Origin of the sequence: Nocardiopsis protaetiae (assembly GCF_045446735.1) — a bacterium.
GTDB lineage: Bacteria > Actinomycetota > Actinomycetes > Streptosporangiales > Streptosporangiaceae > Nocardiopsis > Nocardiopsis protaetiae.
In genome coordinates this window covers 1-20,143 of sequence record NZ_JBJJBV010000105.1, presented here as the reverse complement: position 1 = coordinate 20,143, position 20,143 = coordinate 1, and the positions used below count along the sequence as shown (strand labels likewise).

Sequence of the window (20,143 nt, the reverse complement as noted above, 5' to 3'; positions counted from 1 at the left end):
CTGGAACTGGCCGCCCTCGCCCACCGCTGCCACCGCGCCCTGCCCCCCGACACGGCCGCCGAACTGCTGCTGGAGCACCGGGCCGGGATCGGCGCCCTGCTCGACGAGGCCCCGCCCGGGCTCGCCGCCGCCCTCGCCGCACTGGCCGACTCCGAGGGGCTCGCGGGGGAGGACCTCGACGCCCTCCTGGGCGCGGCCGCGGCGCCCGCCGCCCCGCCGCGCGCCGACGACTACGCCCTGGCGGCCGGTCCCGGAACACCGCGGCACGCCCGGACCCTGGCCCGCGGCCACGGCGCCAACGACTGGTGCCGCTACCCCGCCGGGTTCGTCGACGCCGCCGAGAACGCCGTCTCCTGGGCCGTCCACGCCCGCGGGGCGCAGCGCGCCATCGAGGTCCACGCGGTCATGGGCCCCCTGCGCGCGTCCGCCCATCCCGCCGCCGACGTCGTCCCCCGCCCCGGCGCCGCCCCCGTCCGCGTCCCGCTCGCCCCCGACGGCGACGCCTGGACCGGGACCGCCGACCTCGACCTGCCCGCCACCGCCGCGCCCGCCCCGCGGGTCGCGGTGCTGCTGCCCGGCTTCGACCCCGGCCCGAGCGGCCCCGGCGCCGCCGCCACCCGCGACCGCCTGCGCGCCCTGGCCGCCCGCCGCATCGACCTGGCCCGCGGCGCCCCCGCCGGCCCCGGCGAGCCGCCCCCGTTCGCCGCCGAGGTCCGCGCCGCCCGAGCCGACGAGGACTTCTGATGCCCGCGGAGCCCTCCGGAGACATCCCCATCGAGTACGCCGAGTTCTTCGGCGAGCCCTTCGACGAGTGGCTGGCCAAGGCCGGGACCCTCCTCGAACTCCACCGCCCCCGCGAGGCCCGCGACATCCTCGACCGGCTCCTGGCCCTGGCCGCCGACCTGGACCCCTCACCCGTGGTCGACCTGCTGCGCGGCACCCTGCTCTCCGACCTGGGCCGCGCCCGCATCGGCCTGGCCGACCTCACCGGCGCGGCCGCCGACCTGGACCGCGCCGTCGCCCTGCTGCGCCCCCTGGACCCGCACGTCACCGGCCCCACCGCCCGCCCGGCCTGGACCGGCGTCCTCGTCCACGCCCTCATCGAACGCGCCGAGAACGCCCGCCGCCTGGGCGACACCGACCTGGCGGCGGCCCTGCTGGACGAGGCCGGCGCCCGCGCCGACGACAGCGCCACCCCCGAGGTCCACCGCGCCGAGACCGCGGGCGGCCGCGCCCTGCTCCTGGTCACCCGCGGCGAGTGGGGCGCCGCCGAAGCGCTCTACCGCTCCGCCCTGGCGGCCACCGACCCCGCCCTGCACCCGGTGCCCTACCTGCTCGCCGGGCTGGCGGACCTGCTCGCCGAGACCGGCCGCCTGGACGAGGCCGAGGACCTGCTCGCCCAGGCCGCCGAACGTTTCCGCGCCCTGGGCGGCGAGCCCGCCTCCCTGGACGGCGGCCGCGCCCACCTGGCCCTGCTGCGCGGCGACCCGGCCGAGGCCGAACGCCTCTACCTGCGCGCCTCGGTCGCGTTCGAGCAGGCCGGGGACCCCGTCTCCCTGGCCGCCTGCGAGCAGGTGCGCGCCGCCCTGGCCCGGATGCGCGGCTCCACCGACACCGCCCAGGCCCTGGCGGCGGCCTCCCGCACCCGGTTCGAGGAACACGGCGTGCGCGCCGCCCTGGGCGAGGCCCTGCTGGAGGACGCCCGCCGCGCCCTCACCGTCGGCGACCTGCCCGCCGTGCACGAACACGCCGCCCGGGCCCGCGCCGTCTTCGCGGAACTGGGCGCCTTCGAACGCTGCGCCCAGGTCGACCTGCTCATGGCCCGCGGCACCGCCGCCCTGGTGGAGGCGGGCGCCTTCCCCGGCAACGAACACGAGGCGCTGCGGGCGGCCCTGGCCACGGCGGTGCCGGTGGCGCTGGCCCTGGCGGCGGCGCGCGCCGACTTCGCCACCGGACAGGCCCGCGCCCGCTGGGACGAACTCTCCCGGGCCGCCGCCGACCTGGCCTTCCGCCTGGCCTGGGCCACCGGGGACCAGGGGCTGCTGTTCGAACTCGTGGAGGTGGTCTGCGCGGGCGCGCCCCTGGCCGCGGCCGACGCCCCCGCGGCCGACGCCCCCGCCGACCCGGTCGCCGCCCTCTTCCCGCCCCCGGCCGCGCACGCCCCGGGCCTGCGGGTGGGGCCGGTGCCCCGGGTGGAGGTGTCACCGGGGCGCTTCGCTCTCCAGGAGCACATCGCCCTGGCCGAGGCCCACTACCGCCGCCCGGTGGTCTCCGCCGGGCACGTCGCCCCGGTCGCGGGGGCCGACCGCGCCTACCCGGAGCCGGTGCCGACGGTGCTGGTCCGCCTGGCCGACGCCGAAGGCCTGTACATGGCCTGGCGCTGGACCGCGGGCGCCCAGGGGTTCGGCACCGGCTACGCGCCGGGCGCCGACACCGACGCCGTGCTGGCCGAACTGTCCGCCGCCCTGCCGGGGCCCGCGGGGGTCGCGGCGGCGCTGACCGGCGGCGCCCTCGCCGACCCGGCCGCCGAACGCGCCCTGTCGGCCCGGCTGGCCGAGGTGCTCTGGCCCGCCGAGCTCACCGACCAGATCCACACCGTCGCCCAGGGCCTGGGCATGCGCCCCCTGGTGCGGATCCAGCCGTCCCCGCACACCGGCCGGGTCCCCTGGGAGCTGCTGGCGGTCGACCCCGACGGCACCCGCCTGCTCGACCTCGCCGACGTGGCCCTGGCCGCCCCGGCCGCCCTCACCGCCGGACCCCGGCCGGAACCCGCCCCCGACGGCCCGGCGGTGCTGGTCCTGGACCCGCGGGTGCCGGGCTTTCGCGCCGACTCCGAACTCGGGTCGGTGCTGGGCCGCCCGGGCACCGACCCCGACGTGCTCGCCCTCATCGACGCCCACCGCGCCGCCGACGACATGCTGCCCCGGGTGGACACTCCGCAGGAGGCGCTGCGCCGCACCGACCAGGACCGCCGCTGGCTGGGGGAGGCCCTGAACGCGGGGGCGCGCCGCCTGCTCTACGTCGGCCACGCCACCTCCGCCCCGGTCGAGGACGGCCAGAGCGAGGACACCCTGCTCCACCTGTGCTGCACCGCCGACACCGAGGGGTACGCGGCGCCGGTCCGGGGCCACCGGCCGCTCAGCGCCAAGGACCTGCTGCTGGGCGCCCCGGGCGGGCGGTCCGGGCCCTGGCCGTCCCCGGCGCGGGTGGCGCTCGTCGCCTGCGACAGCGGCGCGGACACCCGGTTCGCCGAACCCTTCGGCCCGGCCTCGGCGCTGCTGCGCAACGGCGCCGACCTGGTCACCGCGGCCCGCTGGGCGCTGCCGACCAACGCCGCCTTCCACCGGTTCGGCGGGGTCCCGGCCGCGGAGCGGCCGCTCACGGAGCTGGTCGCCGCCGTGGACGCCGCCCACGACGCCCCCGCCCCGGTGCGGGCGCTCGCCGACTGGCAGCGCACCCGCCTGGACCGCTGGCGCACCACCGGCGACCCGGCGGCCGCGCCCCTGCTGTGGGCCGCCCTGGCCACCGCCACCGCGGGCCCCCGCTGACTGCGCCCGCACCACCCGGCCGCCACGGCCGGTCCCGCCGCCCCCAGGGGCCACCGTCCCCAGGGGCCGGCGCTCCCGGCGGGTGCCTGCGTGCCGCCCGCGAAACCGGACCGCCGTGCCCGGCCTCCGCCGTCTCCGGGGGCCGTCCCCGGCGGGTGACCGCGTGCCGCGCCTAGTCTGGGGGCGTGTTCGACACATCCGACTTCGACCTGGCCCCCTACGCCGACGTCGCCGAGGACTCCGTACGGCGCACCCACAGCAGCTGGGACGCGGGCTGGCGGTCGATGATCGTGCAGCGCTTCACCCACGCCCGCGAGGTCGAGCATCTGCCGCTGCCCGGCACCACCGACCTGCACCTGGTCCTGTGCACGGCGGGCGACGCCCTCATGCGCACCCGCGGCGGGGACGGCACCACCCGGCGGCGCTGGACCCCGGGCCGCCTGGAGCTGCTGGCCCCCGCACGCCCGGTCGTCCGCGGCTACCGGTCGTCCGCCACCCTGGTCACCGTCCAGGTGCACGTCCCCCGGGCCACCGTCGACCGCACCGCCGCCCACCTCGGCGGCCCCGCACCCGACTTCGACGCGCTGGCGGCCGCCGTGGCGGCGGGCGACCCGGTCGTGGAGCACCTGCTGCGCTCCCTGCCCTCGGTGGAGGCGGCGGGCGACCTCTACGCGGAGTCGGCCGCCGCGTTCCTGGCCACCCACCTGCTCACCCGGGGCCGCGGGGAGCGGCTCCCCGGCCCCGAGCACGCGGCCGTGCGCCGGGGCGCCGCCGTCCTGCGCGAGCGCATGGCCGAGCAGGTCACCCTCGCCGAGGCCGCCGCCGAGGCGCACCTGAGCGTGTACCACTTCGTCCGCGTCTTCCGGGACGCCACGGGCGAGACACCGTACCGGTACCTCACCCGGCTGCGGATCGAGCGGGCGCGGGCGCTGCTGGCCACCACCGCCCTGCCGATCGCCCGGATCGCCGAACGCTGCGGGTTCGCGAGCCCGGGCGCCCTGTCGGCGGCGTTCCTGCGCGAGGTGGGGGTGCGGCCCTCCGCCTACCGCAAGATCCGGTCGACGGGACCGCAATCCGGCGCATGGCCCGGACCCGAGGCGCCCTCCTAGCGTGGACCCGTGTCCTACAGCTACCGCGTCACCGCGCATTCACCGGCGGCCCCCGCAGCCGTCTTCTCCGTACTCCTGCACACGTCCACCTGGCCCTCGTGGTCGCCGATCGACGCCGCCGAGGTCGAGGGCGACGCCCCCGGCGAGCGGCAGGGGGTCGGCGACGTCCGGGCGTTCCGCACCGGGAACGGCGTCGTCCGCGAACGCATCGTGGACCTGGCCTCCGACCGCCGGTTCGTCTACGAGGCCCTGGACGGCCCCTTCCGCTCCTACCGGGGCACCGTGGAGCTGCGTCCCGCGGCCGACGGTGGAACCGACCTCACCTGGTCGGGGGTCTTCGAGCCGAGGTCACGTCTCATGGGCCGCTTTCTGCGGTGGTACATCGCGCGCTTCATGCAGAAGACGGCCGACGGCCTGGCCGCCTACGCCGCGGAGCGGCCGGTCGCCTGAGCCCCGCCGACCGGACCCCGTCAGCGGCCGGGCGCATCACGGCCGGTGTCCCGTACCTGCGTGGTCGATGCCGCCTCGGCCGCCCGGGCCGTCCCCACGGGCGGCGCGGCGGACCCCGCCGCGCCGTTCGCACACGCGCGGGGCCCGCTGACCGCGCCCCGCCGTGCCGTCGTCCGGGCTCAGACGCCGTGGGTCGCCCGGTACGTCTCGGCATAGCGTTCGTGCACACGCGGGGCCGCAGCGACCCGGCTCCGTCCGCCGGTCGGGGCCGGTCTCAGGCGCCGTGGGCGGCGCGGCGGACGGGGCGGCCCTGATGCACGTGTGCGGTCGTCCCCGCCGTGCCGTCAGACGCCGTGGGCGGCGCGGCGCACCTCGGCGTAGCGTTCGCGGACGTGCGGGGCCGGGTCGGCCGGGACGGCGACCGCGGACCCGCCGGTGCTCCACCGCGGCGGGGCCGCGGTGCCCGCCAGGGCCCAGGCGGCCTGGCGGGCGGCGCCCAGGGCCACGTACTCGGCGGGTTCGGGCACCACCACCGGCGCCTCCAGCACGGTCGCCGCCACCCGGCGCACCGCCTCCGACTGCGCCGCCCCGCCGATCAGCAGCACCCGGCTCACCGGAACGCCCCGGTCGGTCAGCGCGGCCAGCCCGTCGGCCAGCCCGCAGAGCATCCCCTCCACCGCGGCCCGCGCCAGGTGCGGCGCCGTCATGGTGGCGCGGCGCATCCCGTGCAGCGAGCCCGCGGCCGTGGGCAGCGCCGGGGTCCGCTCCCCGTCCAGGTAGGGCAGCATCACCAGCCCGCCCGCGCCCGGTTCCGCCGCCAGCGCCAGCGCGTCCAGCCCCGCCGGGTCGGTGCCCAGCAGCTCCGCGGTGGCGGTCAGCACCCGGGCGGCGTTGAGCGTGCACACCAGCGGCAGGTACCGCCCGGTGGCGTCGGCGAACCCGCACACGATCCCCGACGCGTCGCGCACCGGCGTCTCGCTCACCGCGAACACCGTCCCGCTGGTCCCCAGCGACACCACCGCGTCACCCGGCCCCAGCCCCAGGCCCAGAGCGGCCCCCATGTTGTCCCCGGTGCCCGGGGCGACCACCGCCCCGCCCGGCGTGTACCCCACGGTCTCCGCGGGCGCGGCCACCCGCGGCACGGCCAGCTCCCGGCCGAACGCCCGCTTGAGCAGGTCCGCCCGGTACTCCCCGCCGCTCGGCGACCAGTACCCGGTCCCGGAGGCGTCGCCCCGGTCGGTGGTCGGGCCGCCCTCCCGGCCGGCCAGGTGCCAGGTCAGCCAGTCGTGCGGCAGCATCACCCCGGTCGCGCGCGCGGCGGCCTCCGGTTCGTGCTCGGCGAACCAGCGGAGCTTGGACACCGTCAGCGAGGCCCCGGGGATGTTGTCCACCGCCTCCGTCCAGGCGTCCGGCCCGTCCAGCTCGGCGATCAGGTCGTCGGCGGCCCCGGCCGAGCGGGTGTCGTTCCACAGCAGCGCCTCGCGCACCACCTCGCCGTCCTCGTCGACGGCCACCATGCCGTGCTGCTGCCCGGCCACGGCGATCGCCGCCACACCGTCGAGCACCCCGTCCGAGGCCTGCTCCAGCGCAGCCCACCAGGCGCGCGGGTGCACCTCGGTGCCGTCCGGGTGCGGGGCGCGCGCCTCGCGCACCACCGCACCGTCCTCGGCGTCGCAGACCACGATCTTGCAGGACTGGGTCGAACTGTCGATTCCGGCGACGAGGGGCATCGGGACTCCGCGGTGAGGGAATTAGTAGGGTTTCCCAACGAACTTAGCCCGCACCACCCGTTCTGTCACCAGGCCGGCGGGGCCCGTCCGACCCGCACAGGTCCCGAACACGACACGGGGGGCGCCCGCGGGCACCCCCCGTGTTCGCCGCGCCGCGGCGGGTCAGCCCAGCGGGGCCACCCCGCCGAACGTCCCGCGGTGGTACACCAGCGGCGGCCTCGGGTCCTCCAGCACCAGCGTGTGCGTCACCCGGCCGACCACCAGCCAGTGGTCGCCGATCAGCCGGGTGTCGAAGCGCTCGCACACCAGGTGCGCCACCGCCCCGTCCAGCAGCGGGACCTCCGACGGGCCGGGCCGCCACGACGTCGGCGCGGCGAACCGGTCCGCCCCCCGGCTCGCGAACCGGGCGGCCAGCTCCGACTGCTCCTCGCCCAGCAGTTGCACGCCGAACTGCCCGGCCAGCCGCAGCGTCGGCCAGGTGGTGGAGGAATCGGCGATGTAGAACGACACCAGCGGAGGTTCCAGACTCACACTGGTGAACGAGGTGGCGGTCAGCCCCACGGGCCGTCCGTCCACGTTGGCGGTGATGATGACGACCCCGGCCGGGTGGTTGCGCAGCGTCGCGCGGAAGCGGTCGGCCTCGGTCGAGGACTGGAGAACGGTCTCGGTGACACTCAACGGACTCTCCCGGGGTGGTGGTGGGGATGGCGGGGGTCGGGCTCAGGGGGCGGTGGTCCGCGCGGTCGCGCGCAGCGCCGGGGCCGCGGCCCGCGCCCAGGGGGCGAGGACCTCGTCCAGCAGCGGGGCGGGGCCGTCGGGGCCCTCGGAGGGGATCGTGTCCTGGAGCAGCGCCAGCCCGGCGGCGGGCACCGTCGCGCCGAGTTCCAGCAGCAGCGGCCGCAGGTGCACGTCCACCGCCAGGGTGTGCGCGGGCGAGGCCATCACCAGAACCGGGATCGCGGTGACCCCGGCCAGGCCGCCCGAGGGCAGCAGGTCCAGGAACACCTTGAGCAGCCCGGTGTAGGTGGCCTTGTAGGTGGGGCTGGCCACGACCAGCAGGTCGGTGGCGCGCACCCGCTCCAGGGCCGCGGCCACGTCCAGCGGCGGGCCGGGGGTGAGCAGCAGCGGCTGCAGGTCGGCGAGTTCGAGCAGGTCGGCCTGCTCGGGGAGGTCGGCGGCCCGGGAGGCGTGGCGGGCCACGGCCAGGCCGGCTGTGGCGGTGCGCGAGTGCGGTCGGGGATTGCCGACGAGGACGGTGGTGGTCATGGCGGGCCTTCGGTTCGGTGGTGATCTAACAGTTCGTTGGCGAACGAACGGTTCGGTGATGGACGAACTGTTCGTCGGCGCGCGAACTGTCTGGTGGTGATCGGACGAATTGGACGATGTGATGGCGGACGAACTGTTCGTCGGTGGTCGAACTGTTCGGTGGCGGGCGAACTGTTCGCCGGTGAGCGAACAGTGTCGTCGGGACGGGGACGGTCAGGAGGAGGCTGTCGGTGCCGCCGAAGCCGCCGGGGCCTCTGGGACTCCCGGAGCCGTTGAAGCGACCGGGGCCGCCGGGGCCGCCGGGGCGAACGGCACGTTCGCGGCGGCCTCGCGCGGGTCGCCGTCGGGGTGGTGCCACAGCCCGCGTTCGCGCAGCAGGGGCAGCACCCCCTCGCCGAACCAGTAGGCCTCCTCCAGGTGCGGGTAGCCGGACAGGACGAACTCGGTCGCCCCCGCCCGGTGGTACTCCTCGATCAGGTCGGCGACCTGCTCGTGGCTGCCCACCAGGGCGGTACCGGCCCCACCCCGGGCCAGTCCCACCCCCGCCCACAGGCCGGGGTACACCTCCAGGTCGGCCGCGCTGCCGCCGTGCAGGGCCAGCATCCGCTTCTGCCCCTCGGACTCGCTCTGCGCCAGCCCGCGCTGCACCTGCTCCACGGTCCCCCGCGGGATCCCGTCCAGCAGCCGCTGGGCCTGCGCCCACGCCTCCTCGGCGGTGTCGCGGCTGATGACGTGCAGCCGCACCCCGAAGTCCAGGACCCGGCCGTGCGCGGCGGCCGCCTCCCGCACCCGGCCGATCTTCTCCGCGACGGCGGCGGGCGGCTCGCCCCAGGTCAGGTACACCTGGACCCGGCGGGCGGCCACCTCCAGGGCGGCGGGCGAGGACCCGCCGAAGTACACCGGCGGCAGCGGCTCGGGCACCCGCGCCAACTGCGCCCCCTCCACCGTGATGTGCTCTCCGGCGAAGTCGACGGTCTCGCCCCGCCACAGCCGCTCCACCACCTGGAGGAACTCGTCGGTGCGCGCGTAGCGGGCGTCCTTGTCCAGGAAGTCGCCGTGCTGGCGCTGCTCCGCGGACTCCCCGCCGGTGACGACGTTGAGCAGCAGCCGCCCGCCGCTCAGCCGCTGGTAGGTGCTCGCCATCTGCGCCGCCAGCGTCGGCGAGAGCAGCCCGGGCCGGAACGCCACCAGGAACTTCAACCGCCTCGTGTCCCCGACCAGCAGCGCCGTGGTCAGCCAGGCGTCCTCGCACCAGGCCCCGGTGGGGGTGAGCACCCCCTCGAAGCCGAGGCGTTCGGCGGCCCGGGCGACCTGGCCGAGGTATTCGACGGACGGCTCGCGCGTGCGCCAGGCCGACGCGGTGACGTCGGCGCCGTGCCCGCCGCCGACGATGCCGCGGCTGTCGCCCTGGGTCGGCAGGAACCAGTGGAAGGTCAGGGACATGAGGGGTCTCATCCTCCGTAGCGGGTCAGATCTGCCCGTGCCGCGGGGGGCGGCGCCGGTTGAGGGAGTATTCGCCCAGGTGCTGGATCTTCCAGCGCACCGGGTCGTGAACGGTGTGGGTGCGGGTGTCGCGCCAGAACCGGTGCAGGTTCTCGCCCTCGGCGGTGGCGCGGGTCCCGGCCACCTCGAACAGCGCCGAGGACACCTCCACCGCGGTCCGGCCGCCGGCGACCTTGGCGGCGGCCACCGCCAGCGAGGCCTCGGCGGTGGCCTCCTCGGCCCTGGCGAGGTCCCGGGCCGCGAGGCCTCCCGGAGTCCCCGCCGCCCCCCGGGCCCCGCCGGTGTCCTCGGACCCGTCGGTGCCCCGGGCCCTGTCCGCCTCCTGGGCCGGCACCGCGTCCTGGGCCAGCACCGCGTCCGCGGTGTCCACCCGGGCCGCCGCGGTGGCCAGCAGCGCCTCGGCGGCGCGCACCTGCACCTCCAGCTCACCGAACCTGTGGACGAGCAGGGGGTCGTCGGCGGCGGTGTCCGCGCCGCTCTCGAACCAGGGACGGCTCTTGGTGCGCACGAACTCCGCGGCCGCGTCCAGGGCCCCGCGCGCCGCGCCGACATCGATGGCGGTGTGCAGCAGCTGGGCGAACGCGCCGAACGTGGTGGGGGTCTCGAACGTGCGGTACTGGTCCAGCACCAGCGCGCCGGGCACCCGCACCCCGGACAGGTGCACGGTGCCGCTGGCGGTGGTGCGCTGGCCCATCCCGTTCCAGTCGTCCTCCACCCGCACCCCGGGGTCGGCGGCGGGCACGAGGGCGATGTGCGGGCGCGGGCCGTCGTGGGTGGCGGCGGGGGCGACGACCGCGATCCAGTCGGCGAACAGCGAGCCGGTGGCGTAGTACTTGGTGCCCTCCAGACACCACTCCTCGCCCTCGCGTTCCAGCCGGGTGGCGTGGGTGTGCGCGGTCCTGCCGGAGCGTTCGGCCTGGGCGTTGCCGACCAGCGCCCCGGCCAGGACGTCGCCGAACACCCGCTCGCGGGCGACGGGGCCGCCGCGCAGGCGCAGGGCGTTGAGGAACGCGAAGTGCGGCTGGGGGATCTGGGCCAGGCTGAGGTCGACGGTGCCGATCAGGCGCAGCACCTCGGCGACGGTGGCGGCGCGCACGTCGGCGCCGCCCAGGGCACGGGGCACGGTGATCGCCAGCAGCCCGGCGCGGGCCAGCGCGCGCACCTGCGCGCGGGGGAGCTCGCGGTCCCGGTCACGGGCGGCGGCGCCCTCGGCCAGGCGGGGGAGCAGTTCGCGCACGGCGTGCAGGGCCTCGGCGTCGGTGGCCAGGACCCGGGTGGGGGCCTCGTCGTCGGCGGGGCCTCGGGCGGGGCCGGTGATCGTCTCGGACACGGGGAACCTCCTGCTGTGGTGCACGCCGACCTGTAAATACCTACCGGAATTGTGTGGAATTACAGCACAGGTCGGCGTGCCAAGGACGGTGGTGCCCGACCTTCGGCGTTGCGTTCGGTCAGGTGTACCAGGTGGGCTCGGGGACCTCGCCCAACACCGCGTACGTCCCCACCTCGCGGCGCTTGTACGCCACCGGATCGTGCAGAGTGTGCGTCCGCAGGTTACGCCAGTACAGGTCCAGGCCCACCGAGGCGGCGGTCGCCCGCGCCCCGGTCACCTCGAACACCTTGGTGGCGATCTCCAGCCCGGTGTCGGCGATCCTCTGCTTGGCGGCCGCGACGAGCACCGCGATCTCACCGCGCCGCCGCGGGGTGAGCGCCTCGCGCTCGGCGTGCAGGACCTCCGAGATCTCCCTGCCGGCCCGGTCCACCAGGGCCTCGGCCGCCCACAGCTTGGCCTGGAGGTCGCCGTAGGTCTCCAGCACGTACCACTCCTGGACGGCCGTGTCCTTGTCGTCGCCGCCGTAGGGCCAGGCGCGGGTCCGCTCCCGGGTGTAGGAGAGGGCCCGCTCCAGCGCCCCGCGCGCGATGCCCAGGTAGAAGTTGGCGAACACCAGCTGGATCGCGGGCACGTTGAGCGTGTTGTAGGTGAGCGGGCGGAACTCCTTGTCCACGTACCCGGCCGCCTGCGACCACGCCACCCGCACGCCGTCCACGGTCACGCCGCCGGACTCGGTGAGCCGCTGGCCGATGTTGTCCCAGTCGTCGGCGTAGACGATGCCCTCCTGGTCGGAGGGGACGATCGCGAACACGTGCTCGTCGGTGCCCTCCAGCACCCCCTCCAGGACGGTCAGGTCCGAGACCCGGCTCCCGGTGGAGAACGCCTTGCGGCCGTTGAACACCAGGGTGTCGCCCTCGTCGGTGATCACCAGGTCCTCGTCGCGCGGGTTGACCGCCCCGCCGAAGAACAGCCGGTTCGCCGTGTACAGCTCCTCCACCGCGGTGATCTGCTCGGGTGTGGCGACCAGCCGCGCCGCCCACGCCCACAGGTAGTGGTAGCCCAGCAGCTGGCCGATCGAGCCGTCCCCGGCGGCCACCTCCCGGATCACCTTGTAGGCGGTCTCCCAGGCCTGCCCGGCGCCGCCGTGCTCGACCGGGCCGAGCAGGGTGACCAGCCCGGAGTCCTTCAGCAGGGCGACCTCGGCGTAGGGGGTCCGGCCCGCCCGGTCGCGCTCCACGGCGTCGGCCGCCAGGATCCCGCCCACCCGGGCGGCCCGGGCGATCCACTCCTCCGCGGAGGCGCTCCGGCCCCCAGTCGTGCGTGCGGGCCCCGGTGGCGGTGTCCTCGATGTCGGTGCTCATCGTCGTCCCTTTCGTGCCTTGTCTCATCCGATCGCGCCCCGCCCCGCCGGGGCATTCGATGGACGGCCCGCGGCGGCCGCCGTCTGTGCGCCTTCGGGCCTCCGCTTCGCTTCGGCCCGCCGCTCCGGCGCCCCCGTAGGCGGGAACCTTCGGCTCCTCCGGAACCTCCAGAACCCCGCCGGGCGCCTGCGCGTCAGGCCCTGACGGCCTTGGCCGCCTCCTCGGCGGGGGCGCCGTTGCCCAGGCGCTCGTCGACCTCGCGCTCCAGCTCCCGCACGATGGGCAGGACGCGGGCGCCGAACGCGGCGACCTCCTCCTGGTAGTGCAGGAAGCCGAGCAGCAGCAGGTTCGCGCCGCGCGCCTTGTACTCGACGACGCGCCGGGCGATCTGCTCGGGCTCGCCGATCAGGCGGGTCCGGAACCCGTCGTTGTACTGGACCAGGTCCTCGAACCGGGAGTCGGCCCACATGCCCTTGCCGTCGGAGGTGGACCGGCCCGCCTGCTGCACGGCCCGCCGGAAGCCCTCCACCGCCTCGGTGTCGGCCTTGGCGATGATCTCGCGCAGCGTGTCGTGCGCCTCGGCCTCGGTGTCGCGGGCGATGAGGAAGCCGTTGAGGCCGAACCGCACGGTGCGCCCGTGCTGTGCGGCCTCGGCGCGCACGTCGTCGACCTGCTCGGTGAAGCCCTCGAAGTCCTTGCCGTTGGAGAAGTACCAGTCCGACACCCGCCCCGCCTGGCGGCGGGCCGCGCTGGAGTTGCCGCCCTGGAAGATCTCCGGGTGGGGGCGCCCGGGCACGGCCACCGGCTTGGGCTGGATGTCGAAGTCGTGGATCCGGTAGAAGTCGCCGGAGAACTCGGCCGCGTCGCTGGTCCACAGCTCCCGCAGCACCCGGATGAACTCCTCCGAGCGCCGGTAGCGCTCGTCGTGCTCCAGCCAGGGCTCGCCCAGCCCGGTGAACTCGGCCTTGAACCAGCCGCTCACCACGTTGACGGCGGCCCGGCCGCCCGACAGCTGGTCGGCGGAGGCGATGAACTTGGCCAGCACTCCGGGGTGCCACAGCCCCGGGTGCACGGCGGCGATCACCTTGAGCCGCTCGGTGGCCAGCAGCAGCGCCAGGCTGAACCCGGTGGACTCGTGCTGGTAGGCGGCGCCGTACCCGGCGGTGTAGCGGACCTGGCTGAGGGCGTAGTCGAAGCCGTTGTTCTCGGCGATCCGGGCCAGGTCGCGGTTGTACTCGTATCCCCAGTCGGTGCGCTGCTCGATGGTGCTGGTGACCAGGCCGCCGCTGACGTTGGGAACCCAGTAGGCGAAGCGCAGGGGCTCAGGGGCGTCGGACATCGGTGCCGCCTCTCGAACGGGTGCGGTCGTGTCGGTGCCGCGGAGGTGAGGAGACGTCCCGGGCCGGGGTGACGGGCCACTCCGCGCATGGCGGCCCTCCCGGCCCGGGACGTGGGGACCGGCCTCGCGGCCCCTGTCGTCCAGCGGGGTGGCCCGGACGAAAGGGGCGCGGGTGCGGCGGGTCCTGGGCCGACGGCTCCGCGATTCCGTCGGCCTCGTCTCCAGACTGGAGCCCCTAACCCCATTTTGTCAACCAACAAAGTAGGGAATCTTTGATGGAACGCCTCCGGGCGGCGACACGCGGTGACGAACCGCCGGTCAGGGGATCGCGACCCGCTCCGCTCCGGCGGTCCTGGTGCGGATGTGGCACAAGTGGCGCGGGGGTCTACCGACTAAACCTGTAGGGAATATGGTTTACTGCGATGCATGGCAGTCAGCACTCCTGTACACGCGCCGCGGACCTGGCGGAGAACGCTCACCTTCGACGAACGCTGTCGGTGAGCGGCCGGCGCAGCGCGCCGTCCGCACCCCATCCCTGTCCCGGACCACCGCCGCAGCAGTGAGAAGAAGACGAAGCCCATGACCGTCGACGCCACCGTCCCCACCGCCCCGACTCCGCTCACCCTGGACCGCCTGGCCGCGCTGACCGCCGAGGTGGCCGAAGAGGTCCGCCAGGGCCTGCACGAGATCCACTTCGACGCCGAGAACCGCTGGTCGGTGCGCCTGCACGCGGACGACCACACCGACGTCTGGCTCATCTCCTGGACCCCCGACCAGTCCACCCGGCTGCACGACCACGCCGGCTCCCTGGGGGCCCTGACCGTCGTCACCGGCGAGCTGGTCGAGCACTACTGGGCCGGGGAGCTGCGCGAGCACACCCTCGCCGACGGCGAGGGCGGCCGCTTCCCCCTCGGCCACGTCCACGACGTCGTCAACGCCTCCGACGCGCCCGCCGTCAGCGTGCACGCCTACTCCCCGCCGCTGACCGCCATGCACTACTACGAGGTCGGCGGCGACGGCGCGCTGCGCCGCACCGGCAGCATCCTCACCACCGACCCCGAACCCGACGTGCCCACCCTGGGCGGCGTCCCGGCCCGCGAGGAGACCCGGTGAGCGCGATCGACCGACTCCTCAACAGCAGGCGCGCCCACCTGGAGCGCCTCTCGCCCGCCGAGGCCCTGGCCGCCCAGCGCGAGGGCGCGCTGCTGGTGGACACCCGGCCCGTGGTCAACCGCGCGGCCGAGGGGGAGATCCCCGGCGCCCTGGTCATCGACCGCAACGTCCTGGAGTGGCGGCTCGACCCGACCAGCCCGGACCGGGTGCCCGAGGCCGACTCCGCCGAGCGGCACATCGTGCTGTTCTGCAACGAGGGCTACGCCTCCAGCCTGGCCGCCGTCCAGCTCCAGGAGCTGGGTCTGAGCCGGGCCACCGACCTGATCGGCGGCTTCCGGGCCTGGCGCTCCCAGGGGCTGCCGGTCCTCGAACCCCGGGGCTGACCGGACCCGGCACGAGACGGCCGAACCCGGGCAGGTCGAGTGCCCGCTCGGGTCTGGCGCTCCGCACGCCCTTTAACTACACTAAATCAGTAGGTTTTATATAGAACCCCCGCGGCACCCCCGCCGCGGTTCCCCCATCCCCCTTCCCCCGGGGAGCCCCCGACACCGGCTCCCGGAGAAACAGAGAAGAACCATGAGTGAGACACCCCCCACCAGCCCCGAGCGCCCGCGGTGGCGCCTCGGTGAGGACTGGGCCGCCACCATCACCGGACTCGTCCTGCTCGGCCTCGCCCTGGTCGGCGCCATCCCGGCGGGGCTGATCCCGTGAGCGAGAAGACCCCCGACCCCCAGAGCGGGAACACCGAGAACACCGAGCCGGAGACCTCCCCCCAGGCCTCCGAGGCCGCAGAGGCCGAGACCGTCGGGACCGGGGCCGCCGGGGCCGAGACGGCCGCGAAGGGCGACACCGCCGAGGGCGCGCAGGAGTCGGCCGCCAAGAGCGAGGCCGCCACCGCCACCAAGGACGCCGACGCCGAGAACACCGACGCCGACGCGGACGCGGCCCCCGCCGCCGAGGACGGCACCGGCGGCCAGGACACCCCGGCCGTCCGCGACGGCGCCTTCTGGGCCTGGGCGGCCCTGGGCCTGCTCGTCGTCCTGGCGCTGGCCGCCACCACCCGCTTCCTCACCTCCTGGGTCCCCGAGGTCGCCGAGGGCACGCCCCTGGCCGGGTTCGCCGACGCCGTCGAGTACCCGGTCTACGCCATCCTGCTGGGCCTGCTCGGCAACCTCGTGCTCAACCTGGTCGGCGTGCGCGACCGCCTGGCCACGGCGTTCCGCACCGAGTTCTTCATCAAGACCGGTCTGGTCCTGCTCGGCTCCACCGTCCTGTTCGACGTCATCATCCGGGCCGCGGGCCCCGCGATCCTCCAGGCGCTGCTCCTGGTCACCGCGGTGTTCCTGTTCACCTGGTGGCTGGGCGGCCGGTTCGGCCTGGACGACCGGCTGCGCGCGCTGCTGGCCTCCTCGGTGTCCATCTGCGGTGTCAGCGCCGCGATCGCCGCCGCCGGCGCCGTGCAGGCCCGCCGCGAGCAGCTCGCCTACACCGCGAGCCTGGTCATCCTGTTCGCCGTCCCGTCGATCTTCCTGCTGCCCTGGCTGGTCGGCGTGATCGGCCTCAACGACGCCCAGGCGGGCGCCTGGATCGGCGGCAACATCGACACCACCGCGGCGGTCGCCGCGGCCGGTGCGATCGTCGGCGAGGACGCCCTCCAGATCGCGTCCATTGTCAAGTCCACCCAGAACGTCCTGATGGGCGTGGTCGCGGTGCTGCTCACCGCCTACTTCGCCTTCAAGGTCGCCCCCGCCGGGGAGGGCGCCGCCGCCCGCCCGGGCCTGGGCACCCTGTGGGAGCGGTTCCCCAAGTTCGTGCTGGGCTTCCTGCTCGCCTCGGTCATCGCCACGGCCTGGGCCAACGCCGGGGGCGACGCCGCCAAGGAGGGCCTGGACACCGCCAAGGCGCTGCGCGACTGGTTCCTGATCGCGGCGTTCACCAGCATCGGCCTGGAGTTCAAGCTGAGCTCGCTGCGCGAGGCGGGCTGGCGGCCGATCGGCGTCTTCGCCCTGGCCACGGTGTTCAACCTGGTGGTCGGCCTGGTGCTGGCGTTCTTCCTGTTCCGCGGCTTCACCTTCTGAGCCTTCCGGTCCCGGGACACGAACGCGCGAGGGGGCGGGCACCGGCCCGCCCCCTCGCCGTGTGCCGGGGTCAGGCCGCCGCGGCGGCGCGCAGCCCGGACAGCGCCCGCTCCAGCGCGCCCAGCTCGCCGAGCATCGCGTCGGCCGCGGAGTCCAGGTTCGGGCCGGGCCGGAACACCCCGTGCCCGTCCAGGTCGTCGCGCAGCCCGACCGTGACGACCGGGGCGGCCGGGACCAGGCCCAGCGCCGCCGCCACCGGCTGGAACGCCTCCACCGCGCGCATCCCCCGCGAGGACATCCCGTAGCCGACGAACCCCACGGGCTTGCGCCGCCACTCGTGGAAGAGGAAGTCGACCGCGTTCTTGAGCGGGGCGGTGAACGAGTGGTTGTACTCGGGCATCACGAACACGAAGGCGTCGGCGGAGTCGACCACCGCGCTCCAGGCCTTGGTGTGCGGGTGGACGGGGGCGTCCTGGGAGGGGGAGCCGGGCTCGTCCAGAAAGGGCAGCGCCAGCTCGGCCAGGTCCACGGTGAACGGGGTGAACACGCCGTCGCGCAGGGCGCGTTCGCTCACCCAGGAGGCGATCGAGGGGCCGGGGCTGGCGGGGCGGGTGCTGGCGGAGAGGACCATCAGGCGGGGCATGGGGGCTCCTAGTCGGTGACGTATCACCAAGAACCCTGCGTTCCGGTGACGTGTCACCAACATAGACGAGTCATTGGTGACATGTCAACGCTAGGCTGGGGGCATGGAACCTCCACGCTGGCTCACCGCCCCCGAGGCCCGCGCCTGGCGCGGCTACCGGCGCATGCGCGCCCTGCTCGACCTGCGGATCACCCGCGACTTCGCCGAGGACGGACTCTCGGACGCCGACTACGACGTGCTGTCCAACCTGGGCGAGACCCCCGGGAACCGGCTGCGCACCCGCGAGACGGCCGCGCGCATGCTCTGGTCCACCTCCCGGCTGTCCCACCACGTCTCGCGCATGGAGAAGCGCGGCCTGGTCCGGCGCCTGGAGGCCGAGGACGACGCCCGGGGCAGCGAGATCGCGCTCACCGACCACGGGCGGGAGGTGCTGGAGGCGGCCGCGCCCGCGCACGTGGCGTCGGTGCGGGGGAACTTCATCGACCTGCTCACGCCGGAGGAGGTCCGGGTGCTGGGCGACATCGCCGAGAAGGTGGTGGAGCGCCTGGCACAGGACACGCCCACGCGCAGCCCCGAACGCCGGCCGCGCGAGCGCTCCTGACCCCCGGGCGGGCCGCGCCACGGGACGCCCGCCGCGTCGGTCGCCGGGGCCACGGGGGCCTTCCGGCCGCTGCGGGGCTCTCGCCGGCCGCGTCGGCCGCCGGGACCGCCGTGGGCCTTGCGCCCGGCACGTCGGAGGTGGCGGAGGCCGCCGCGGGGCTCGCCCGCCACGCCGGTGGCAGGGGCCGCCGCGGGCCGCCCGGGCGGGCGGCGCTCACGTGTCCGCCCGCCGCGTGGGCGGTCAGGATTCGGGGGAGTGCGTGCGCGGGCCCTGGTAGATGTACCCGACCTTGCGCACGGTCGCGATGAGGTCCCCGGCCGGGCCGAGCTTGCGGCGCAGCCGGTGGATGTGGACGTCGATGGTGCGCGAGTGCATCCCCTCGGCGGCGCCCCACACCCGCTGCATCAGCTCGGTGCGGGTGATCGCGCGGCCGGGGGAGTCGGTCAGGCACTCCAGCAGCTCGTACTCCTGGTAGGTCAGCTCCGCCTCGCGCCCGTCCGACCACACCCGGCGGGCGTCGCGGTCCAGGAGCAGGCCGCCGGCGGGCGGCAGGGGGCGGCCACGGGTGTCGGGTTCGTCGACGATGACCCCGTACACCAGCATGTACTTGCCGCTCTCGGGCAGGGGCAGCACGCCCAGGAGCGAGTGTTCGCCCGACCCGGCGCGGGTCTCGGCGTCGGTGGCGGGGCCCGTGGCGCCGGGGGTCGCCCGGGGGTCGGGGACGGCGGTCAGGGCCGGGCGGGTGGGCCGGGCCTCGGTCAGGGATGTGGCGGTGTGTGCGGTGAGCATGACTCCATGATGCGGCCTATTCTCGATATTATCTACCGTATTAGTCGGTAATCTTGGCCTCGTGTGGCCGACGCCACGTGACGCGGGGGTTAAAAGGGAGTTTTCCTACCAAGAAGGTTGGATAGTCTTCGGTCAGGTCATCGGATGTCCCACAGGGCTCTCCGGTCCCACCCGAGCGCCGGTCGTCGACCGGTGCGGCGGAGCCCCCCGCGATCCTCCACCCTTTCGATCACGAAGGAGCGCACATGCGCACGACCTCAGCCGTCATCGGTGCCGCCGCCGCTGTCACCCTGGCGCTCACCGCCTGCGGCGCCCCCAGCGAGCAGGCCGCGGAGAACAACGGGGGAGAGGGCGCGGCGGAGGTGCTGCGCGTGGGCGTCAGCCCCGTCCCGCACGGCGACATCCTCGCCTTCATCGACGAGAACCTCGCCGAGGAGGCCGGGCTGAACCTGGAGATCGTGGAGATCTCCGACTACAACACCCCCAACACTCTACTGGTCGAGGGTGAGCTGGACGCCAACTACTTCCAGCACCGCACCTACCTCAACGAGTGGGCGGCCAACGGCCCCGACGCCGATTTCTCCTACATCACCGACGTGCACATCGAGCGCCTCGGCCTGTACTCCGAGAGCGTCGAGAGCATCGCCGACCTGCCCGAGGGCGCCGAGATCGCCGTCCCCAACGACCCGGCCAACCTCAACCGCGCCCTGGGCATCCTCCAGGCCGAGGGCCTCATCGAGGTGGACCCGGAGGCCGGTGAGCTGGCCACCGAGAAGGACATCACCGACAACCCCAAGGACATCACCGTCACGCCGCTGGAGGCCGCGCAGCTGCCGCGCGCCATCGCCGACGTGGACGCCGCGGTCGTCAACGGCAACTACGCCATCGAGGCGAACCTGCCCGAGGAGAGCAACGTCCTGGCCTGGGAGCCCGAGGGCGACGACTACGTCGAGGCCTACGCCAACGGCCTGGTGGCCCTGGAGGAGAACGTCGAGGACGAGCGCGTCCAGCTGCTCGCCGAGCTGCTGCACGACGAGCGCGTCCTGGAGTTCGTGAAGGAGTCCTGGAAGGGCGTCGTCCTGGCCGTGGACGCCGACGGCAACGTCATCGAGACCGCCGAGTAGCACTCCGCGGGACTTGCGCGGAGCCCACGGGCTCCCTTTCCAGAAGGGCTCCGCGCCGCCCCCGGCTCGTCTCTCCGGCGGGCGGCGCGGAACCCCGCACACCGTCGAGGGGCGGTGGGGCCGTGTGCCCCGCCGCCCCTCGCGGCGTTCCCGGACCCG

Annotated in this window: 19 protein-coding genes; 10 read left to right on the top strand and 9 right to left on the bottom strand. The window is 75.3% G+C overall.

Going from position 1 to position 20,143, the window contains the following annotated elements; translation table 11 throughout:
* From ACJOT3_RS17215 to ACJOT3_RS17200, 4 genes are all read left to right on the top strand, one after another.
* The coding region (locus ACJOT3_RS17215; protein WP_406973853.1) for a hypothetical protein at positions 1–744 on the top strand (744 nt) is incomplete at its 5' end.
* Entirely contained in the window at positions 744–3,548 is a 2,805-nt protein-coding gene (locus ACJOT3_RS17210) for a hypothetical protein (RefSeq protein ID WP_406973852.1), read from the top strand. The genes ACJOT3_RS17215 and ACJOT3_RS17210, both read left to right, overlap by 1 nt.
* 185 nt (positions 3,549–3,733) lie before the next feature.
* The gene (locus ACJOT3_RS17205; RefSeq protein ID WP_406973851.1) at positions 3,734–4,657 is read left to right on the top strand and encodes an AraC family transcriptional regulator; all 924 of its coding nucleotides are present in this window, start codon (positions 3,734–3,736) and stop codon (positions 4,655–4,657) included.
* A 9-nt stretch (positions 4,658–4,666) separates the two neighbouring features.
* The gene (locus ACJOT3_RS17200; protein WP_406973850.1) at positions 4,667–5,107 is read left to right on the top strand and encodes an SRPBCC family protein; all 441 of its coding nucleotides are present in this window, start codon (positions 4,667–4,669) and stop codon (positions 5,105–5,107) included.
* A 344-nt stretch (positions 5,108–5,451) separates the two neighbouring features.
* On the opposite strand, the gene xylB is transcribed toward ACJOT3_RS17200, so the two are convergent.
* The 7 genes from xylB to sfnG all read right to left on the bottom strand — a co-directional run bounded on the left by xylB (position 5,452) and on the right by sfnG (position 13,636).
* Entirely contained in the window at positions 5,452–6,837 is a 1,386-nt protein-coding gene (gene xylB, locus ACJOT3_RS17195) for a xylulokinase (protein WP_406973849.1), read from the bottom strand.
* Between the two features lie 162 nt (positions 6,838–6,999).
* Positions 7,000–7,515: a flavin reductase family protein gene (locus ACJOT3_RS17190; protein WP_406973848.1), complete on the bottom strand. Its 516-nt coding sequence runs from the start codon at positions 7,513–7,515 to the stop codon at positions 7,000–7,002.
* 42 nt (positions 7,516–7,557) lie between these two features.
* On the bottom strand, positions 7,558–8,103 hold the full coding sequence (locus tag ACJOT3_RS17185; RefSeq protein ID WP_406973847.1) for an NADPH-dependent FMN reductase: 546 nt from the start codon (positions 8,101–8,103) through the stop codon (positions 7,558–7,560).
* Positions 8,104–8,316: 213 nt separating this feature from the next.
* Complete coding sequence (locus ACJOT3_RS17180) at positions 8,317–9,546, bottom strand: LLM class flavin-dependent oxidoreductase (protein ID WP_406973846.1); 1,230 nt, start codon at positions 9,544–9,546, stop codon at positions 8,317–8,319.
* 25 nt (positions 9,547–9,571) lie between these two features.
* Complete coding sequence (locus ACJOT3_RS17175) at positions 9,572–10,936, bottom strand: acyl-CoA dehydrogenase family protein (RefSeq protein ID WP_406973845.1); 1,365 nt, start codon at positions 10,934–10,936, stop codon at positions 9,572–9,574.
* A gap of 118 nt (positions 10,937–11,054) precedes the next feature.
* On the bottom strand, positions 11,055–12,200 hold the full coding sequence (locus tag ACJOT3_RS17170; RefSeq protein WP_406973844.1) for an acyl-CoA dehydrogenase family protein: 1,146 nt from the start codon (positions 12,198–12,200) through the stop codon (positions 11,055–11,057).
* 290 nt (positions 12,201–12,490) lie between these two features.
* Positions 12,491–13,636, bottom strand: coding sequence for a dimethylsulfone monooxygenase SfnG (gene sfnG, locus ACJOT3_RS17165; protein ID WP_406973843.1), 1,146 nt, complete (start codon positions 13,634–13,636; stop codon positions 12,491–12,493).
* A 579-nt stretch (positions 13,637–14,215) separates the two neighbouring features.
* On the opposite strand from sfnG, the gene ACJOT3_RS17160 reads away from it, so the two are divergent.
* The 4 genes from ACJOT3_RS17160 to ACJOT3_RS17145 all read left to right on the top strand — a co-directional run bounded on the left by ACJOT3_RS17160 (position 14,216) and on the right by ACJOT3_RS17145 (position 16,827).
* Positions 14,216–14,749 (top strand): cysteine dioxygenase, encoded by a 534-nt coding sequence (locus tag ACJOT3_RS17160; RefSeq protein WP_406973842.1) that lies wholly within the window; start codon positions 14,216–14,218, stop codon positions 14,747–14,749.
* Positions 14,746–15,132, top strand: coding sequence for a rhodanese-like domain-containing protein (locus ACJOT3_RS17155; RefSeq protein ID WP_406973841.1), 387 nt, complete (start codon positions 14,746–14,748; stop codon positions 15,130–15,132). Before ACJOT3_RS17160 ends, ACJOT3_RS17155 begins: the two co-directional genes overlap by 4 nt.
* A gap of 193 nt (positions 15,133–15,325) precedes the next feature.
* Positions 15,326–15,460, top strand: a complete 135-nt coding sequence (locus ACJOT3_RS17150; RefSeq protein ID WP_406973840.1) for a hypothetical protein — start codon at positions 15,326–15,328, stop codon at positions 15,458–15,460.
* Entirely contained in the window at positions 15,457–16,827 is a 1,371-nt protein-coding gene (locus ACJOT3_RS17145; RefSeq protein WP_406973839.1) for a YeiH family protein, read from the top strand. The genes ACJOT3_RS17150 and ACJOT3_RS17145 overlap by 4 nt, the downstream gene beginning before the upstream one ends.
* 70 nt (positions 16,828–16,897) lie before the next feature.
* Here ACJOT3_RS17145 and ACJOT3_RS17140 read toward each other — a convergent pair whose 3' ends face one another.
* Positions 16,898–17,470, bottom strand: coding sequence for an NADPH-dependent FMN reductase (locus tag ACJOT3_RS17140; RefSeq protein WP_406973838.1), 573 nt, complete (start codon positions 17,468–17,470; stop codon positions 16,898–16,900).
* A gap of 103 nt (positions 17,471–17,573) precedes the next feature.
* On the opposite strand from ACJOT3_RS17140, the gene ACJOT3_RS17135 reads away from it, so the two are divergent.
* Positions 17,574–18,071 carry a MarR family winged helix-turn-helix transcriptional regulator gene (locus ACJOT3_RS17135; RefSeq protein WP_406973837.1) on the top strand — a complete coding sequence of 166 codons (498 nt, stop codon included), beginning with the start codon at positions 17,574–17,576 and terminating at the stop codon, positions 18,069–18,071.
* Between the two features lie 240 nt (positions 18,072–18,311).
* On the opposite strand, the gene ACJOT3_RS17130 is transcribed toward ACJOT3_RS17135, so the two are convergent.
* On the bottom strand, positions 18,312–18,860 hold the full coding sequence (locus tag ACJOT3_RS17130; protein ID WP_406973836.1) for a winged helix-turn-helix domain-containing protein: 549 nt from the start codon (positions 18,858–18,860) through the stop codon (positions 18,312–18,314).
* Positions 18,861–19,105: 245 nt separating this feature from the next.
* On the opposite strand from ACJOT3_RS17130, the gene ACJOT3_RS17125 reads away from it, so the two are divergent.
* Complete coding sequence (locus tag ACJOT3_RS17125; RefSeq protein WP_406973835.1) at positions 19,106–19,984, top strand: MetQ/NlpA family ABC transporter substrate-binding protein; 879 nt, start codon at positions 19,106–19,108, stop codon at positions 19,982–19,984.
* Positions 19,985–20,143 lie beyond the last annotated feature (159 nt).

Coding starts and splice junctions, on each gene's coding strand:
- ACJOT3_RS17210 (WP_406973852.1), top strand. CDS start 744: ATGCCCGCGGAGCCCTCCGGAGACATCCCCATCGAGTACGCCGAGTTC.
- xylB (WP_406973849.1), bottom strand. CDS start 6,837: ATGCCCCTCGTCGCCGGAATCGACAGTTCGACCCAGTCCTGCAAGATC.
- ACJOT3_RS17185 (WP_406973847.1), bottom strand. CDS start 8,103: ATGACCACCACCGTCCTCGTCGGCAATCCCCGACCGCACTCGCGCACC.
- ACJOT3_RS17180 (WP_406973846.1), bottom strand. CDS start 9,546: ATGTCCCTGACCTTCCACTGGTTCCTGCCGACCCAGGGCGACAGCCGC.
- sfnG (WP_406973843.1), bottom strand. CDS start 13,636: ATGTCCGACGCCCCTGAGCCCCTGCGCTTCGCCTACTGGGTTCCCAAC.
- ACJOT3_RS17160 (WP_406973842.1), top strand. CDS start 14,216: ATGACCGTCGACGCCACCGTCCCCACCGCCCCGACTCCGCTCACCCTG.
- ACJOT3_RS17150 (WP_406973840.1), top strand. CDS start 15,326: ATGAGTGAGACACCCCCCACCAGCCCCGAGCGCCCGCGGTGGCGCCTC.
- ACJOT3_RS17140 (WP_406973838.1), bottom strand. CDS start 17,470: ATGCCCCGCCTGATGGTCCTCTCCGCCAGCACCCGCCCCGCCAGCCCC.
- ACJOT3_RS17135 (WP_406973837.1), top strand. CDS start 17,574: ATGGAACCTCCACGCTGGCTCACCGCCCCCGAGGCCCGCGCCTGGCGC.
- ACJOT3_RS17130 (WP_406973836.1), bottom strand. CDS start 18,860: ATGCTCACCGCACACACCGCCACATCCCTGACCGAGGCCCGGCCCACC.
- ACJOT3_RS17125 (WP_406973835.1), top strand. CDS start 19,106: ATGCGCACGACCTCAGCCGTCATCGGTGCCGCCGCCGCTGTCACCCTG.